Below are 16,261 nucleotides of genomic sequence, written 5' to 3'. Positions count from 1 at the left end.
TAAAGAATGAATACACAACAATTGGCAAAACTGCGTTCCATCGTGCCCGAAATGCGTCGCGTTCGGCACATTCACTTTGTCGGCATCGGTGGTGCCGGTATGGGCGGTATTGCCGAAGTTCTGGCCAATGAAGGGTATCAGATTAGTGGTTCCGATTTAGCGCCAAACCCGGTGACGCAGCAGTTGATGAACCTGGGGGCAACGATTTATTTCAACCATCGCCCGGAAAACGTGCGTGATGCGAGCGTGGTTGTGGTCTCCAGCGCCATCTCTGCCGATAACCCGGAAATTATGGCGGCGCACGAAGCGCGTATTCCGGTGATCCGTCGTGCGGAGATGCTGGCGGAGTTGATGCGTTTTCGCCACGGCATCGCGATTGCCGGGACGCACGGTAAGACGACCACAACAGCGATGGTCTCCAGTATTTACGCGGAAGCGGGGCTGGATCCGACCTTCGTTAACGGCGGTCTGGTGAAAGCGGCAGGTGTTCACGCGCGTCTGGGGCATAGCCGTTACTTAATTGCGGAAGCGGATGAGAGCGACGCGTCGTTCCTGCATCTGCAACCGATGGTGGCGATTGTCACCAACATCGAAGCCGATCACATGGATACCTACCATGGCGACTTCGAAAATCTTAAGCAGACGTTTATTAATTTCCTGCATAACCTGCCGTTTTATGGTCGTGCGGTGATGTGCGTTGACGACCCGGTGATCCGCGAGCTACTGCCGCGCGTGGGCCGTCAGACCACGACGTACGGCTTTAGCGATGATGCTGATGTTCGCGTCGAAGATTATCAGCAGGTGGGCCCGCAGGGGCACTTCATCCTGCTGCGCCAGGGGATGCCTGACCTGCGCGTAACGCTGAATGCGCCAGGTCGCCATAATGCCCTGAACGCGGCGGCTGCCGTGGCGGTGGCAACAGAAGAAGGTATTGCAGACGACGCGATCCTGCGCGCGCTGGAAAGCTTCCAGGGTACCGGTCGTCGTTTCGACTTCCTCGGTGAATACCCGCTTGAGCCGGTTAACGGCAAAGCCGGTACGGCAATGCTGGTGGATGATTACGGTCACCACCCGACGGAAGTGGACGCGACAATTAAAGCTGCACGTGCGGGCTGGCCGGACAAAAATCTGGTGATGCTGTTTCAGCCGCACCGTTTCACGCGTACGCGTGACCTGTATGACGACTTTGCCAACGTGCTAACCCAGGTTGATGCGTTGCTGATGCTGGATGTGTACGCGGCGGGCGAAGCGCCGATTCCGGGGGCGGACAGCCGCTCGCTGTGCCGCACCATTCGCGGTCGCGGGAAAATCGACCCGATTCTGGTTTCCGATCCGGCGCAGGTTGCGCAAATGCTGGCACCGGTATTGACCGGCAACGATTTGATTCTGGTGCAGGGCGCGGGAAATATCGGCAAAATCGCGCGTTCCTTAGCTGAAATCAAATTGAAGCCGCAAATTCAGGAGGACGAACAACATGGCTGATAAAATCGCGGTCCTGCTGGGCGGTACCTCCGCTGAACGTGACGTGTCGCTGAATTCCGGTACGGCGGTGCTGGCCGGATTACGTGAAGGTGGCGTGGATGCGCATCCGGTCGATCCGAAAGAGGTCGACGTTACGCTGTTGAAGTCGATGGGCTTTCAGAAAGTCTTTATCGCCCTGCATGGTCGTGGCGGGGAAGATGGAACCTTACAGGGGTTGCTGGAACTGGTTGGCTTGCCTTATACCGGCAGCGGCGTGATGGCATCGGCGATCTCCATGGATAAACTGCGCAGCAAGTTCCTGTGGCAGGGCGCGGGCTTACCCGTTGCGCCGTGGGTCGCGCTAGAGCGTGCTCAGTTTGAAAAAGGTCTTAACGAAGAACAGGTTACACAAATTTCTGCGCTGGGTTTACCGCTGATTGTGAAGCCCAGCTGTGAAGGCTCCAGCGTGGGAATGTCGAAAGTGTCAGAATATGACGCTTTACAGGATGCATTAACGCTGGCTTTTCAGCATGATGAAGACGTTCTGATCGAGAAATGGCTCAGCGGTCCGGAATTTACGGTAGCGATACTGGGTGAAGAAATTTTACCCGCAATTCGTATCCAACCCGCTGGAACCTTCTATGATTATGAGGCGAAGTATCTGTCTGATGAAACACAGTATTTCTGCCCGGCAGGTCTGGAACGTAAACAAGAAGCCATTTTGCAGGCATTAGTGCTGAAAGCGTGGACAACCCTGGGCTGCAAAGGTTGGGGGCGTATTGACGTCATGCAGGATAGCGATGGCCAGTTTTATCTGCTGGAAGCAAATACCTCTCCGGGTATGACCAGCCACAGCCTGGTGCCGATGGCGGCGCGTCAGGCGGGGATGAATTTCTCGCAGTTGGTGGTACGAATTCTGGAGTTGGCGGACTGATATGTCGCAGGCAGCGCTGAACACGCGAAACAGTGAAGAAGAGGTTTCTTCCTCACGTCGCAATAATGGAATGCGTCTTGCAGGTATTTTCTTCCTGCTGACGGTGCTGTGTACCGTGCTGGTCAGCGGCTGGGTCGTGTTGGGCTGGATGGAAGATGCGCAGCGTTTGCCGTTGTCAAAACTGGTGTTAACCGGTGAACGCCATTACACGAAGAATGATGATATTCGCCAGTCGATTCTGGCGTTGGGCGCACCGGGTACTTTTATGACTCAGGATGTGAATATCATCCAGAGTCAGATCGAACGCTTGCCGTGGATTAAGCAGGCCAGCGTCAGAAAGCAATGGCCTGATGAATTGAAGATTCATCTGGTTGAATATGTGCCGATTGCGCGTTGGAATGATCAGCATATGGTAGACGCCGAAGGAAATGCCTTCAGCGTGCCGGCCGATCGCACCAGCAAGCAGGTTTTACCCATGTTATCTGGCCCGGAAGGCAGCGCGAGTGAAGTGTTGCAGGGGTATCGTGACATGTCACAGGTGCTGGCGAAGGACCGGTTTACCCTGAAGGAAGCGGCAATGACCGCACGTCGCTCCTGGCAGTTGACGCTCAATAACGATATTAAGCTCAACCTTGGCCGGGGTGACACGATGAAACGTTTGGCTCGCTTTGTAGAACTTTACCCGGTTTTACAGCAGCAGGCGCAAACCGATGGCAAACGGATTAGCTACGTTGATTTGCGTTATGACTCAGGAGCGGCAGTAGGGTGGGTTCCCTTACCTCCTGAGGAATCTAATCAGCAACAGAATCAGGTACAGGCAGAACAACAATGATCAAGGCGACGGACAGAAAACTGGTAGTTGGACTGGAGATTGGCACCGCGAAGGTTGCCGCTTTAGTAGGGGAAGTTCTGCCCGACGGTATGGTCAATATCATTGGCGTGGGCAGTTGCCCGTCACGCGGGATGGATAAAGGCGGGGTTAATGACCTCGAATCCGTGGTGAAATGTGTGCAGCGCGCCATTGATCAGGCAGAACTGATGGCGGATTGCCAAATCTCCTCGGTCTATCTGGCGCTTTCGGGCAAACATATTAGCTGTCAGAATGAAATCGGCATGGTGCCAATTTCGGAAGAAGAAGTGACGCAGGAAGACGTGGAAAACGTCGTGCATACCGCGAAGTCAGTGCGCGTTCGCGATGAGCACCGTGTACTGCACGTGATCCCGCAGGAATATGCGATTGACTACCAGGAAGGCATCAAAAATCCTGTCGGTCTTTCCGGTGTTCGTATGCAGGCAAAAGTGCATTTGATCACCTGCCACAACGATATGGCGAAAAACATTGTTAAAGCCGTGGAACGTTGTGGCCTGAAAGTTGACCAACTGATATTTGCCGGACTGGCGGCCAGTTATTCCGTATTGACGGAAGATGAACGTGAACTGGGCGTCTGCGTCGTCGATATTGGTGGTGGTACAATGGACATCGCCGTTTATACTGGCGGGGCTTTGCGCCACACCAAAGTGATCCCTTATGCAGGGAATGTGGTCACCAGCGACATTGCGTATGCCTTCGGTACGCCGCCGAGTGATGCCGAAGCGATTAAAGTTCGCCATGGCTGCGCGCTGGGATCCATCGTCGGGAAAGATGAAAGCGTTGAAGTGCCAAGCGTGGGGGGACGTCCGCCGCGCAGTCTGCAACGACAGACGTTGGCAGAGGTGATTGAGCCGCGTTATACCGAACTGCTCAACCTGGTCAACGAAGAGATATTGCAATTACAGGAACAACTTCGCCAGCAGGGTGTGAAACATCATCTGGCGGCGGGGATTGTACTGACCGGTGGCGCGGCGCAAATTGAAGGTCTTGCCGCCTGTGCCCAGCGCGTGTTCCATACGCAAGTGCGTATCGGTGCGCCGCTGAATATTACCGGTTTGACGGATTACGCTCAGGAGCCGTATTACTCAACGGCGGTGGGGCTGCTTCACTACGGGAAAGAGTCCCATTTAAGTGGCGAAGCTGAAGTAGAGAAACGTGTTACGGCTTCAGTTGGCTCTTGGATTAAACGTCTTAACAGCTGGCTGCGAAAAGAGTTTTAATTTTTTATGAGGCCGGCGAAAATTACGGCCTCAGGCGACAGGCACAACGGAGAGAGAAACTATGTTTGAACCTATGGAACTGACCAACGACGCGGTGATTAAAGTCATCGGCGTCGGTGGCGGCGGCGGTAATGCCGTTGAACACATGGTGCGCGAGCGCATTGAGGGTGTTGAATTCTTCGCGGTAAATACCGACGCTCAGGCGTTGCGAAAGACGGCGGTTGGCCAGACTATCCAGATCGGTAGCGGGATTACCAAAGGTCTGGGGGCGGGTGCAAACCCGGAAGTCGGTCGCAATGCAGCAGACGAAGATCGTGAAGCTCTGCGTGCAGCGCTTGACGGTGCAGACATGGTGTTTATCGCAGCAGGCATGGGCGGCGGTACCGGCACCGGTGCAGCGCCAGTGGTTGCTGAAGTGGCTAAAGATTTAGGGATCCTGACCGTTGCGGTTGTGACCAAGCCTTTCAATTTTGAAGGCAAAAAGCGTATGGCTTTCGCGGAACAGGGGATCACTGAGCTGTCCAAGCATGTGGACTCGCTGATCACCATCCCGAACGACAAACTGCTGAAAGTGCTGGGTCGCGGTATCTCACTGCTTGACGCGTTTGGTGCGGCGAACGACGTGCTGAAAGGCGCGGTGCAGGGTATCGCCGAACTGATTACCCGTCCGGGTCTGATGAACGTCGACTTTGCAGACGTGCGCACCGTGATGTCCGAAATGGGCTACGCGATGATGGGTTCCGGCGTAGCGAGCGGTGAAGACCGCGCGGAAGAAGCCGCTGAAATGGCGATCTCCTCTCCGTTGCTGGAAGATATCGATCTGTCTGGGGCGCGTGGCGTGCTGGTCAACATCACGGCGGGCTTCGACCTGCGTCTGGATGAGTTCGAAACCGTGGGTAACACCATCCGTGCTTTTGCATCGGATAACGCGACCGTGGTGATCGGTACTTCCCTGGACCCGGATATGAACGACGAACTGCGTGTCACCGTGGTAGCAACCGGTATTGGTATGGACAAGCGTCCTGAAATCACTCTGGTCACCAACAAACAGGTGCAGCAGCCGGTGATGGATCGTTACCAGCAGCACGGCATGGCGCCGTTGACGCAAGAGCAGAAACCGGTCGCAAAAGTGGTGAACGACAATACGCCGCAAACCGCGAAAGAGCCGGATTATCTGGATATCCCTGCGTTCCTGCGTAAGCAAGCCGATTAAGAATAGGCTGGAATTTGGGATTCGAGGCTCTTTGTGCTAAACTGGCCCACCGAATGTATAGTACACTTCGGTTGGATAGGTAATTTGGCGAGATTATACGATGATCAAACAAAGGACACTTAAACGTATCGTTCAGGCGACTGGCGTCGGTTTGCATACCGGCAAGAAAGTCACCCTGACATTACGCCCTGCGCCGGCCAACACCGGGGTCATCTATCGTCGCACCGACTTGAATCCACCGGTAGATTTCCCGGCCGATGCCAAATCTGTGCGTGATACCATGCTCTGTACGTGTCTGGTTAACGAGCATGATGTACGGATTTCAACCGTAGAGCACCTTAATGCTGCTCTGGCGGGTCTGGGTATCGATAACATCGTTATCGAAGTTGATGCTCCGGAAATCCCGATCATGGATGGCAGTGCTGCTCCGTTCGTCTACCTGCTGCTTGACGCCGGTATTGAAGAACTGAACAGCGCCAAGAAATTTGTTCGCATCAAAGAGACCGTTCGGGTCGAAGATGGTGACAAGTGGGCCGAGTTCAGACCGTACAATGGTTTTACGTTGGATTTCACCATCGACTTTAACCATCCGGCGATCGACTCCAGCACTCAGCGCTATGCGATGAACTTCTCTGCTGACGCGTTCATGCGCCAGATTAGCCGCGCGCGTACTTTCGGTTTCATGCGTGATATCGAATATCTGCAGTCCCGTGGCCTGTGCCTGGGCGGCAGCTTCGATTGTGCCATCGTTGTTGACGATTATCGCGTACTGAACGAAGACGGCCTGCGTTTTGAAGATGAATTCGTTCGTCACAAAATGCTCGACGCCATTGGCGACCTGTTCATGTGTGGTCACAACATTATCGGTGCATTTACCGCGTATAAATCCGGTCATGCACTGAATAACAAATTGCTGCAGGCTGTCCTGGCAAAACAGGAAGCCTGGGAATTTGTGACCTTCCAGGACGATGCAGAACTGCCGCTGGCTTTCAAAGCGCCTTCGACCGTACTGGCATAACGACACAGGTTGTCGCATAAATTCGACTGGTTAATCTGGCACTCTCTCCGGCCAGGTGAGCCAGTCGTTTTTTTTGGCATCTTTTTGCCCTGTCTGTCGTCAAAGTCGCCATTCGGTATTGTTCTTTAGCGTGCTGAATCGCGATGCCGTGCGAACGCTGCTTTCTTAAGCACTTTTACCTGCAACTTCTCATCAATACTGCTGTAGTGCCTGCGCATTAATGATAAGATTTGTGCGCAAAAAAACGTTTTGAATAATACGATTGGGATGGCAATAACGTGAGTGGAATACTGACGCGCTGGCGACAGTTAGGTAGACGCTACTTCTGGCCGCATCTCTTATTAGGGATGGTCGCGGCAAGTTTTGGCCTGCCTGCGCTCGGAAGCACCGTTGAGCCGACTACGCCTGCAAAGGCGGCAGCAAGCAGCCACGAGCAACGCGTTAAAGTCAATTTCAGCCAGCTGGCGCTGCTGGAAACGAGCACCCGCCGCCCCAATTTTACCGTCGACTACTGGCATCAGCATGCTATTCGCACGGTCATCCGTCATCTTTCCTTCGCAATGGCCCCGCAGGCGCTGCCCGTTGCGGAAGAGCCGTTACCGCTTCAGGCGCATCATTTAGCCTTACTGAATACGCTCAGCGCGATGCTGACTCAGGAAGGTACGCCTTCGGCAAGTGCGCCGCGCGTAACGTATGCCCATTTTACGCCTCAGGCCGTATTCACCGTTCCCGCCTGGATCAGTCAGGCGCAGGGGATTCGCGCCGGCCCTCAACGCCTCAGCTAAAAAAACCAATAAACTTCAACTAATTATTATGACCCCACATCGCGGGGCGTTTGAGATTTCAATATGCTAATCAAATTATTAACGAAAGTATTCGGTAGCCGTAACGATCGTACGTTGCGTCGTATGCGTAAAGCGGTTGCAGCGATCAATGCCATGGAACCGGAGATGGAAAAACTCTCCGATGACGAACTGAAGGCAAAAACCAGTGAATTCCGCGCGCGTCTGGAAAAAGGCGAAAGCGTGGAGAGCCTGATCCCGGAAGCGTTTGCCGTCGTACGTGAAGCCAGTAAGCGCGTCTTTGGTATGCGTCACTTCGACGTTCAGTTGCTCGGGGGGATGGTACTTAACGAGCGCTGCATCGCGGAAATGCGTACCGGTGAAGGTAAAACCCTGACCGCAACCCTGCCCGCTTACCTGAACGCACTGAGCGGCAAAGGCGTTCACGTGGTTACCGTGAACGACTATCTGGCGCAGCGTGACGCCGAAAACAACCGTCCGCTGTTCGAATTCCTCGGTATGACCGTTGGCATCAACCTGCCGGGCATGCCTGCGCCAGCCAAGCGCGAAGCTTACGCCGCAGACATCACTTACGGCACCAACAACGAATATGGCTTTGACTACCTGCGTGACAACATGGCGTTCAGCCCTGAAGAGCGCGTACAGCGTAAACTGCACTATGCGCTGGTGGATGAAGTCGACTCCATCCTGATCGATGAAGCGCGTACTCCGCTGATCATTTCCGGCCCGGCTGAAGACAGCTCGGAAATGTACAAGAAAGTGAACAAAATCATCCCGTATCTGATTCGCCAGGAGAAAGAAGACTCCGACAGCTTCCAGGGGGAAGGCCACTTCTCTGTGGATGAAAAAGCGCGTCAGGTCAACCTGACCGAACGCGGTCTGGTGCTGATTGAAGAACTGCTGGTGAAAGAAGGCATTATGGATGAGGGTGAGTCTCTATACTCGCCGGGTAACATCATGCTGATGCACCACGTGACCGCTGCACTGCGCGCACACGCGCTGTTCACTCGCGACGTTGACTATATCGTGAAAGACGGCGAAGTCATCATCGTTGACGAACATACCGGTCGTACCATGCAGGGCCGTCGCTGGTCTGATGGTCTGCACCAGGCTGTTGAAGCGAAAGAGGGCGTGGAAATCCAGAACGAGAACCAGACGCTGGCCTCGATCACCTTCCAGAACTACTTCCGTCTGTATGAAAAACTGGCTGGTATGACCGGTACCGCAGATACTGAAGCGTTTGAGTTCAGCTCAATCTACAAACTGGATACCGTGGTGGTGCCGACCAACCGTCCGATGATCCGTAAGGACATGCCGGATCTGGTCTACATGACCGAAGCGGAAAAAATTCAGGCCATCATTGAAGATATTAAAGAACGTTCCGCCAATGGTCAGCCGGTGCTGGTGGGGACTATCTCCATCGAGAAATCCGAAGTGGTTTCTAACGAACTGACTAAAGCCGGTATCAAACACAACGTTCTGAACGCCAAATTCCACGCCAACGAAGCGGCTATCGTCGCGCAAGCGGGCTATCCGGCAGCCGTGACCATCGCCACTAACATGGCCGGTCGTGGTACGGATATCGTGCTGGGCGGTAGCTGGCAGGCAGAAGTGGCCGCGCTGGAAAACCCAACGCCTGAGCAGATTGCACAGATTAAAGCTGACTGGCAGGTTCGTCATGAAGCCGTTCTGGCGTCCGGTGGTCTGCACATCATCGGTACTGAGCGTCATGAATCTCGTCGTATCGATAACCAGCTGCGCGGTCGTTCCGGTCGTCAGGGGGATGCGGGTTCTTCGCGTTTCTACCTGTCGATGGAAGATGCGTTGATGCGTATTTTTGCCTCTGACCGCGTGTCCGGCATGATGCGTAAACTGGGAATGAAACAGGGCGAAGCTATTGAGCACCCGTGGGTCACCAAAGCGATTGCCAACGCACAGCGTAAAGTGGAAAGCCGCAACTTCGATATTCGTAAGCAGCTGCTGGAATATGATGATGTTGCTAACGACCAGCGTCGTGCTATCTATTCCCAGCGTAACGAACTGCTGGACGTGAGCGACGTTAGCGAAACGATCAACAGCATTCGTGAAGACGTGTTCAAAGCCACCATTGATGCTTACATTCCGCCGCAGTCTCTGGAAGAAATGTGGGATATCCCGGGTCTACAGGAACGCCTGAAAAATGACTTCGATCTGGAGATGCCGATCGCTGAATGGCTGGACAAAGAACCGGAACTGCATGAAGAGACGTTGCGTGAGCGTATCCTGGCGCAGGCCATCGAAGTGTATCAGCGCAAAGAAGAGGTGGTTGGCGCAGAAATGATGCGTCATTTCGAAAAAGGCGTCATGCTGCAAACGCTTGATTCCCTGTGGAAAGAACACCTGGCGGCGATGGATTACCTGCGTCAGGGTATCCACCTGCGTGGCTATGCGCAGAAAGATCCGAAGCAGGAATATAAGCGCGAATCTTTCTCGATGTTTGCCTCCATGCTGGAAACACTGAAGTACGAAGTGATCAGTACGCTGAGCAAAGTTCAGGTACGCATGCCGGAAGAAGTCGAAGCGATGGAACAGCAGCGTCGTGAAGAAGCGGAACGCTTGGCGCAGATGCAGCAACTGAGCCATCAGGATGACGACAGTGCCGCAGCGGCCGATCTGGCGGCGCAAACGGGCGAACGTAAAGTGGGTCGTAACGATCCATGTCCGTGTGGTTCCGGTAAAAAATACAAACAGTGCCACGGCCGTCTGAGCTAAGATCTGAATAGTAACGATGAGGCGCAGGAAACTGCGCCTTTTTTATGGATACGACAATATGAAAAAACTGAACATCGCCGTCGGGATTATCCGTAATCCGTATAATGAAATCTTTATCACCCAGCGTGCGGCCGATGCGCACATGGCGAACAAACTGGAATTTCCTGGCGGCAAGATTGAAGCCGGAGAGACACCGGAACAGGCGCTGAGCCGCGAGCTACAGGAAGAGGTGGGAATTACGCCGGTAGGCGCCACGCTTTTTGAGAAACTGGAGTATCAGTTTCCGGACAGGCATATCACGCTGTGGTTCTGGCTGGTCGAAAGCTGGAAAGGCGAGCCGTGGGGAAAAGAGGGGCAGCCCGGAAAATGGATTGCCGCCGGGACGTTGCAGGCGGAGGATTTCCCTCCGGCGAATGAACCGGTCATCATGAAGTTAGTTCAAACCGCACAGGCCTGATAAGGCGATGCCGGACTCCGGCAAATCACGGCGGGGGCGTAGTGTCCCCCATACCGTCTGTGCTTACTCTTTCGTTTCACTCCAGTCGTCGCTATCGGACAGATCGCCACTGCTGGCGATGCGTTTCTCTTCAGCGGCCCACTCACCTAAATCGATCAACTGGCAACGCTTGGAACAAAATGGGCGGAATGGACTGACTTCACCCCATACAACCGTTTTGCCGCAGGTAGGGCAGTTTACGGTGATCGTCTCTGACATTTTAACTCCTTAACAGCAGGCCAGTTCGAAATCGAGGCGTTCAGGTACCACGCCATTGTCGCTATCGAGCGGCATAAAACGGATCGCAAAACGGCTTTTGTGGCCTGAAATCTGCGGATAAAGCTGTAAACCCAGCGGCAACTGCAGGCGCAGTAAATCCGCGTCCTCCCCGTTGTCCTGATAAAATCCGTTCAGACTGGTTTGTTTACGAAACGGTGCCGAGTTGCGAATGAGATCAAGGATCAGGGTCAACGCCTGATTCAGCGGGTTCAGACTGGCAAGCCAGCTATCGACCTGAGCATCGCGCTGCGCCTGTGGCATATGCAGCCAGATATGCAGCGTCGGTAAATCAAAGCTACAGCAGCCACCAGGAATGCTCAGACGCTGGCGCACCAAGGCAATCAGCCGGTCCTCACGCAAAAATTGCCCCATGCGTGGCGCGGAAATCAAAATGCTGCCGGCCGTTTTTAACTGCTGGCGCAGTGCATCAATACGGCTCTGGTCGACGCCCGGCACTTCAATCCATGCCTGAAGTTTACGCTGTTGGCGCTCAAGCTCTTTCAGTAATTCTGTACGCACTTCACCACGTTCGAATACGTCCAACAAATCTCCGGCATTACGAAAGAAGTGCAGGGCATCGGAATGATCTGCGATCGGTAAGCGAGAGGAGAGTTGTTGAATCAAAAACTCGATGCGCAACCATGTGCGCATCTTCTCATTGAGTGGGTGTTCAAAAAGGACCTGGGTGTGCATTACGGTTTTTCCTGTGAGACAAACTGCGACGCAAGCTGGAGATAACGTGCGTGCAGGCGGGCGACATCCGACATGATGGAATCTGGTGCGCCATTATTATCAATAACATCGTCTGCCACGGCAAGGCGCGCTTCACGCGACGCCTGGGCAGCGAGAATCTGTTCAACGTGCGCGCGCGTAACGTCGTCGCGCTGCATCGTCCGGGAAAGCTGCGTCTCGGGGGAGACATCTACCACGAGCACGCGATTTGCCTGGCGATAAAGGCCGTTTTCAACCAGTAATGGCACCACCCACAGCACATACGCAGACGTCGCCTGTTGAAACTGACGTCGGGTCTCCTGCTGGATGAGCGGATGAAGCAGGGCATTGAGCCAGGCTTTCTCTTGCGGATGGGCAAAAATCCGCTCGCGAAGCAGACGACGATGCAGCGTGCCGTCTGCGGAAATCAGCTCTGGGCCAAAATGTTCTGCAATCGCATCCAGCGCAGGCTTGCCCGGTTCGACGACCTGACGGGCAATAATATCTGCATCAATTATCTGAATTCCGAGGTCAGCAAAGGCATTCGCAACAGTGCTTTTACCACTGCCAATGCCGCCAGTTAAGGCTACTGTATACCTCATAAGCTCGCTTCCCGGGAATTCGCTATGATAATCAATTGGTTAAAAGTTGAACGTACACTGGCGACGATGACTCAGAGATCGACTGCCGTTCGCCAGGTAAATTTATGGGATTGTAGCGTAAAAAAAGAGAATTTCGCAGTCTTGCGCGGCATTGATTAGTGCGTATGATAGCGTCACTGGAGTTGCGCTCTCATACTAATAGCCCTTAACCCCAGGAATCCGCACATGCGTATTGAAGAAGATCTGAAGTTAGGTTTTAAAGACGTTCTTATCCGCCCTAAGCGTTCTACCCTTAAAAGTCGTTCCGATGTTGAGCTGGAACGTCAATTCACCTTTAAACACTCAGGTCAGACCTGGTCCGGCGTTCCTATTATTGCGGCAAACATGGATACCGTCGGTACATTCGCGATGGCAACGGCCCTCGCCTCTTTCGACGTTCTGACCGCCGTTCATAAGCATTACACCGTTGAAGACTGGGCGGCCTTTGTTGGCGCGGCGTCGGCCAATGTGCTCAAGCACGTTATGGTCTCTACCGGTACGTCTGATGCGGACTTCGAAAAGACCCAACAGATCCTGGCGCTGAATCCGGCACTGAACTTCGTCTGCATCGATGTTGCAAACGGCTATTCTGAACACTTTGTCCAGTTCGTATCGAAAGCGCGTGAAGCCTGGCCGACCAAAACCATTTGCGCCGGTAATGTGGTGACGGGCGAAATGTGTGAAGAACTGGTTCTGTCTGGCGCGGATATCGTTAAAGTCGGGATTGGTCCGGGTTCTGTCTGCACCACCCGTGTGAAAACCGGTGTCGGTTATCCGCAACTGTCTGCGGTGATCGAATGTGCTGATGCGGCGCATGGTCTGGGCGGCATGATTGTCAGCGATGGTGGTTGCACCATGCCTGGCGATGTGGCGAAAGCGTTCGGCGGCGGCGCAGATTTCGTGATGCTCGGCGGTATGCTGGCCGGTCACGAAGAAAGCGGCGGTAAAGTCGTTGAAGAAAACGGCGAAAAATTCATGCTGTTCTACGGCATGAGTTCCGAATCCGCCATGACCCGTCATGTCGGCGGCGTCGCACAGTATCGTGCTGCGGAAGGTAAAACCGTCAAACTGCCGCTGCGTGGCCCGGTAGAGAACACCGCGCGTGATATTCTTGGCGGCCTGCGTTCTGCCTGTACCTACGTTGGTGCCTCTCGCCTGAAAGAACTGACCAAACGTACGACGTTTATCCGGGTTCAGGAACAAGAAAACCGCGTTTTCAATAGCCTGTAATCTCCTGTACTGGCGCTGCATTCAGCGCCAGTTCTGCTTTCGATTTCCCTTTGTTATCCCACTCCACTCATCGCATCGCCCAGATGAAAAATCGGCAAATACATTGCCACGACCAGCGTGCCGATGATAAGCCCGGTAATCACCAGCAGCGCTGGTTCCAGTAACGCCGCCAGGTTATCAGCCATTGTCTGAGTATGTTCATCATGATGTCGGGCAAGATTGTGCAGCATGGTATCCAGCGAGCCTGAGGCTTCACCCGTCCTGACCAGTTGCAAGCACAGCGGGCTGAATTCTTCCGCATTTTTCAGTGCCTGCCAGACGGGAACGCCGGTACTGATATCGTGCTGTACCTGTGCCAGACGCAGTGCCCAGTAGGGGCACTGAATCGTCTCTTTCACGCTCTCAAGCGCGGGTAAAAATGCGATTCCCGCCGTCTGCGTCAGTGCGAGAATGGTAAAGATTTGCGTGAGCTTCTGGCCTCTGATCAACGGTCCCATGACAGGCATGCGGAGTAATCCGCGCTGGCGCAGAATTTGCCAACCGGGCTTTCGGCATAACAGATTGTTGGCCGCGATCAGCATGATAGTCATCAGGACAATCAGCCCGCCCCAGCGTTGACTCCAGTCGGCAAACGCGATGATCCCCTGGGTGAGTGCAGGCAGCGGCGTGTTAAAGGTTCGGTAAATGGCGGCAAATTCGGGTAGAACAAAGTGGAGCATCGCCAGCACCACCATCACCGCCATCGTTAAAATAATGATGGGGTAACGCAGTGCTTTTTTGACCTTATCGGTGAGTTGTCTCTGTGCCTTCTGCTGTCGGGCGAGTTCAAAGCAGCATTCATCCAGTTTCCCGGTCAGTTCACCGGTGCGTATCATCGCCTGATACAGCGGCGGAAAAACGTCAGGCCATTGCGCCAGCGCGCTGGAGAGCGGCGTACCGTGCTCCAGTTCTTGCGCAAGACCCCTCAACAGGGCTTGCCACTGCTTGCTGGGTTGTTGTCCGGCAAGCAGTTCCAGCCCTTCGGAGAGTGTTAAACCCGCCTTTAGCAGCGTTGCGAGTTGGTGAATCACTTCTGTGCATTGGTCACTGCGCCAGAGCGCTCGCTTCACGCGTAGGGATTTCACACGCAGTGGCGTTACCTGACGCTGTTCCAGTTCCTGCATCAGCAGGAGTCGATTTTCTGCCCAATTGGTTCCCTCTCCGGGCAGTCCATCGCGATTCATCCCCTGCCAGTACCACAGTTGTTTAGTGGTCATTTGGCATACCCAGAATACGCACCAGTTCCTCAAAGGTCGTCAGTCCTTGATCGACGGCCCGACACCCGCTTTCAAAGAGTGTGCTCATTCCTGCCTGTTTCGCATGGGCTTCCAGCGTTGCCACTGAGGCGTCGTTGGCAATCTGATGACGCAGTTCGGCCGCGATCGCGAGCAGTTCAAATAGCGCAGTGCGACCATAGAATCCGTGATAGCAGTGTTCACAGCCAACCGCTTGCCAGCGGGGGAGCGGCGTGGGATACCATGCAGGGGGCAAACGAATCGGATCGTCGATAAGCCGTCGGCAGTATGGACACAGCTTTCTGACCAGCCGTTGTGCCACGACCAGGGTTAACGCAGAAGAGAGCATCCAGCGGGCCACGCCCATCTGTTGCAAGCGCACCAGCGCTTCGCAGGTTGAGTTGGTATGCAGCGTGGAAAGTACCAGATGCCCGGTCTGTGCGGCTTTAATAGCAATTTCTGCGGTTTCGCCGTCGCGGATCTCGCCCACCATGATGACATCGGGATCCTGACGTAGCAGTGCCCGCAATACGCCCTGAAAGGTCAGCCCGGCACGCGGATGGATCTGCGTCTGATTGATACCGTCGAGGGGAATTTCCACGGGATCTTCAACGCTACACAGGTTTACCTCCGGCGCGTTTCGTGTTTGCAACGCGCTATAAAGGGTTACCGTTTTACCGCTGCCCGTGGGACCGGTGACGAGGATCGGCCCTTGTGGCTGTTGTAGGGCGTCGATGAAGACAGATAGCTGCGTGTCGTGCATACCCAGCATGGAGACATCCAGAGCCTGATTCACCTGATGCAGCAACCGCAGCACCACTTTTTCGCCATAACGGCAGGGAAGGGTGGCGATACGAAACGAGACGGCAGCGCCGTTTAGCTCAACGGTGAATTGCCCATCCTGTGGTAGGCGGTGCTCCGCAATATCCAGATGGCTTAACACTTTCAGGCGTGCTGTCAGGGCAATGCCGGTCTCTTTGGCAATATCGGGTAAGCTATGCAGCACGCCGTCCACCCGTAAGCGGAGGCGAACGTGATGCTCTGCGGGTTCTATGTGGATGTCTGAGGCCCGTTTCGCCAGCGCGCTCTGTAATGTCTTATCCAGCAAAACCGCAGCGCTGACGCTGTTTTCAGGAGCCACTGACGGCAGCGTGGGTGAGGACGGATGCTGGTGTTGTTCCATCTGCTGACGCGTCCAGCAGGCAATCTCAATGCGGCGAGTCGTGGCGAAATGCAGGGCGTCCAGCAGTTCGTGAGAAGGGGCATCTTCGACGGCAATGTGTACCGTATCGTTATTCGCATTCAGTAATATTCCCTGGTAGCGCTGACATAGCGCGCTGAGTTGCGTCGTGTTCATTG

Annotated in this window: 15 protein-coding genes; 10 read left to right on the top strand and 5 right to left on the bottom strand. The window is 54.4% G+C overall.

The features are described 5' to 3' along the window. Positions 1–6: 6 nt before the first annotated feature. The 9 genes from murC to mutT all read left to right on the top strand — a co-directional run bounded on the left by murC (position 7) and on the right by mutT (position 10,728). The gene (gene murC / locus OGY35_RS01690; protein ID WP_152405871.1) at positions 7–1,482 is read left to right on the top strand and encodes a UDP-N-acetylmuramate--L-alanine ligase; all 1,476 of its coding nucleotides are present in this window, start codon (positions 7–9) and stop codon (positions 1,480–1,482) included. Further along, on the top strand, positions 1,475–2,395 hold the full coding sequence (locus OGY35_RS01685; RefSeq protein WP_286631257.1) for a D-alanine--D-alanine ligase: 921 nt from the start codon (positions 1,475–1,477) through the stop codon (positions 2,393–2,395). The genes murC and OGY35_RS01685 overlap by 8 nt, the downstream gene beginning before the upstream one ends. A gap of 1 nt (position 2,396) precedes the next feature. Continuing rightward, the gene (gene ftsQ, locus OGY35_RS01680) at positions 2,397–3,227 is read left to right on the top strand and encodes a cell division protein FtsQ (protein ID WP_046475466.1); all 831 of its coding nucleotides are present in this window, start codon (positions 2,397–2,399) and stop codon (positions 3,225–3,227) included. Then, positions 3,224–4,486 (top strand): cell division protein FtsA, encoded by a 1,263-nt coding sequence (gene ftsA / locus OGY35_RS01675; protein ID WP_003018755.1) that lies wholly within the window; start codon positions 3,224–3,226, stop codon positions 4,484–4,486. Before ftsQ ends, ftsA begins: the two co-directional genes overlap by 4 nt. Before the next feature lie 61 nt (positions 4,487–4,547). After that, positions 4,548–5,699, top strand: a complete 1,152-nt coding sequence (gene ftsZ / locus OGY35_RS01670; protein ID WP_004857884.1) for a cell division protein FtsZ — start codon at positions 4,548–4,550, stop codon at positions 5,697–5,699. A 100-nt stretch (positions 5,700–5,799) separates the two neighbouring features. Beyond that, complete coding sequence (gene lpxC / locus OGY35_RS01665) at positions 5,800–6,717, top strand: UDP-3-O-acyl-N-acetylglucosamine deacetylase (RefSeq protein WP_046475491.1); 918 nt, start codon at positions 5,800–5,802, stop codon at positions 6,715–6,717. Between the two features lie 278 nt (positions 6,718–6,995). Beyond that, positions 6,996–7,502 carry a secA translation cis-regulator SecM gene (gene secM, locus OGY35_RS01660; protein ID WP_286631256.1) on the top strand — a complete coding sequence of 169 codons (507 nt, stop codon included), beginning with the start codon at positions 6,996–6,998 and terminating at the stop codon, positions 7,500–7,502. A 63-nt stretch (positions 7,503–7,565) separates the two neighbouring features. Beyond that, complete coding sequence (gene secA, locus OGY35_RS01655; protein ID WP_152405868.1) at positions 7,566–10,271, top strand: preprotein translocase subunit SecA; 2,706 nt, start codon at positions 7,566–7,568, stop codon at positions 10,269–10,271. 58 nt (positions 10,272–10,329) lie between these two features. Then, entirely contained in the window at positions 10,330–10,728 is a 399-nt protein-coding gene (mutT, locus tag OGY35_RS01650) for an 8-oxo-dGTP diphosphatase MutT (RefSeq protein ID WP_152405867.1), read from the top strand. A gap of 63 nt (positions 10,729–10,791) precedes the next feature. Here the strand turns inward: mutT and yacG are convergent, their stop codons facing one another. The 3 genes from yacG to coaE are packed head-to-tail and all read right to left on the bottom strand — an operon-like array spanning position 10,792 to position 12,359. Further along, on the bottom strand, positions 10,792–10,986 hold the full coding sequence (gene yacG / locus OGY35_RS01645) for a DNA gyrase inhibitor YacG (protein WP_042323837.1): 195 nt from the start codon (positions 10,984–10,986) through the stop codon (positions 10,792–10,794). 9 nt (positions 10,987–10,995) lie between these two features. Beyond that, positions 10,996–11,739 (bottom strand): cell division protein ZapD, encoded by a 744-nt coding sequence (zapD, locus tag OGY35_RS01640; RefSeq protein ID WP_152405866.1) that lies wholly within the window; start codon positions 11,737–11,739, stop codon positions 10,996–10,998. After that, the gene (gene coaE, locus OGY35_RS01635; protein ID WP_178828335.1) at positions 11,739–12,359 is read right to left on the bottom strand and encodes a dephospho-CoA kinase; all 621 of its coding nucleotides are present in this window, start codon (positions 12,357–12,359) and stop codon (positions 11,739–11,741) included. The genes zapD and coaE overlap by 1 nt, the downstream gene beginning before the upstream one ends. 225 nt (positions 12,360–12,584) lie before the next feature. On the opposite strand from coaE, the gene OGY35_RS01630 reads away from it, so the two are divergent. Beyond that, complete coding sequence (locus OGY35_RS01630) at positions 12,585–13,628, top strand: GMP reductase (protein WP_152405864.1); 1,044 nt, start codon at positions 12,585–12,587, stop codon at positions 13,626–13,628. A 53-nt stretch (positions 13,629–13,681) separates the two neighbouring features. Here the strand turns inward: OGY35_RS01630 and hofC are convergent, their stop codons facing one another. Continuing rightward, positions 13,682–14,884: a protein transport protein HofC gene (gene hofC / locus OGY35_RS01625; protein WP_286631255.1), complete on the bottom strand. Its 1,203-nt coding sequence runs from the start codon at positions 14,882–14,884 to the stop codon at positions 13,682–13,684. After that, the gene (gspE, locus tag OGY35_RS01620; RefSeq protein WP_286631254.1) at positions 14,874–16,259 is read right to left on the bottom strand and encodes a type II secretion system protein GspE; all 1,386 of its coding nucleotides are present in this window, start codon (positions 16,257–16,259) and stop codon (positions 14,874–14,876) included. Before gspE ends, hofC begins: the two co-directional genes overlap by 11 nt. Positions 16,260–16,261: the final 2 nt, after the last annotated feature.

The organism is Citrobacter sp. Ct235, assembly GCF_030332305.1.
GTDB classification, from domain to species: Bacteria; Pseudomonadota; Gammaproteobacteria; order Enterobacterales; family Enterobacteriaceae; genus Citrobacter_A; species Citrobacter_A telavivensis.
This window is presented reverse-complemented; position numbering and strand designations above follow the sequence as displayed.

Coding starts and splice junctions, on each gene's coding strand:
- hofC (WP_286631255.1), bottom strand. CDS start 14,884: ATGACCACTAAACAACTGTGGTACTGGCAGGGGATGAATCGCGATGGA.
- lpxC (WP_046475491.1), top strand. CDS start 5,800: ATGATCAAACAAAGGACACTTAAACGTATCGTTCAGGCGACTGGCGTC.
- yacG (WP_042323837.1), bottom strand. CDS start 10,986: ATGTCAGAGACGATCACCGTAAACTGCCCTACCTGCGGCAAAACGGTT.
- mutT (WP_152405867.1), top strand. CDS start 10,330: ATGAAAAAACTGAACATCGCCGTCGGGATTATCCGTAATCCGTATAAT.
- OGY35_RS01685 (WP_286631257.1), top strand. CDS start 1,475: ATGGCTGATAAAATCGCGGTCCTGCTGGGCGGTACCTCCGCTGAACGT.
- murC (WP_152405871.1), top strand. CDS start 7: ATGAATACACAACAATTGGCAAAACTGCGTTCCATCGTGCCCGAAATG.
- ftsA (WP_003018755.1), top strand. CDS start 3,224: ATGATCAAGGCGACGGACAGAAAACTGGTAGTTGGACTGGAGATTGGC.
- gspE (WP_286631254.1), bottom strand. CDS start 16,259: ATGAACACGACGCAACTCAGCGCGCTATGTCAGCGCTACCAGGGAATA.
- zapD (WP_152405866.1), bottom strand. CDS start 11,739: ATGCACACCCAGGTCCTTTTTGAACACCCACTCAATGAGAAGATGCGC.
- secA (WP_152405868.1), top strand. CDS start 7,566: ATGCTAATCAAATTATTAACGAAAGTATTCGGTAGCCGTAACGATCGT.
- OGY35_RS01630 (WP_152405864.1), top strand. CDS start 12,585: ATGCGTATTGAAGAAGATCTGAAGTTAGGTTTTAAAGACGTTCTTATC.
- coaE (WP_178828335.1), bottom strand. CDS start 12,359: ATGAGGTATACAGTAGCCTTAACTGGCGGCATTGGCAGTGGTAAAAGC.
- ftsQ (WP_046475466.1), top strand. CDS start 2,397: ATGTCGCAGGCAGCGCTGAACACGCGAAACAGTGAAGAAGAGGTTTCT.
- ftsZ (WP_004857884.1), top strand. CDS start 4,548: ATGTTTGAACCTATGGAACTGACCAACGACGCGGTGATTAAAGTCATC.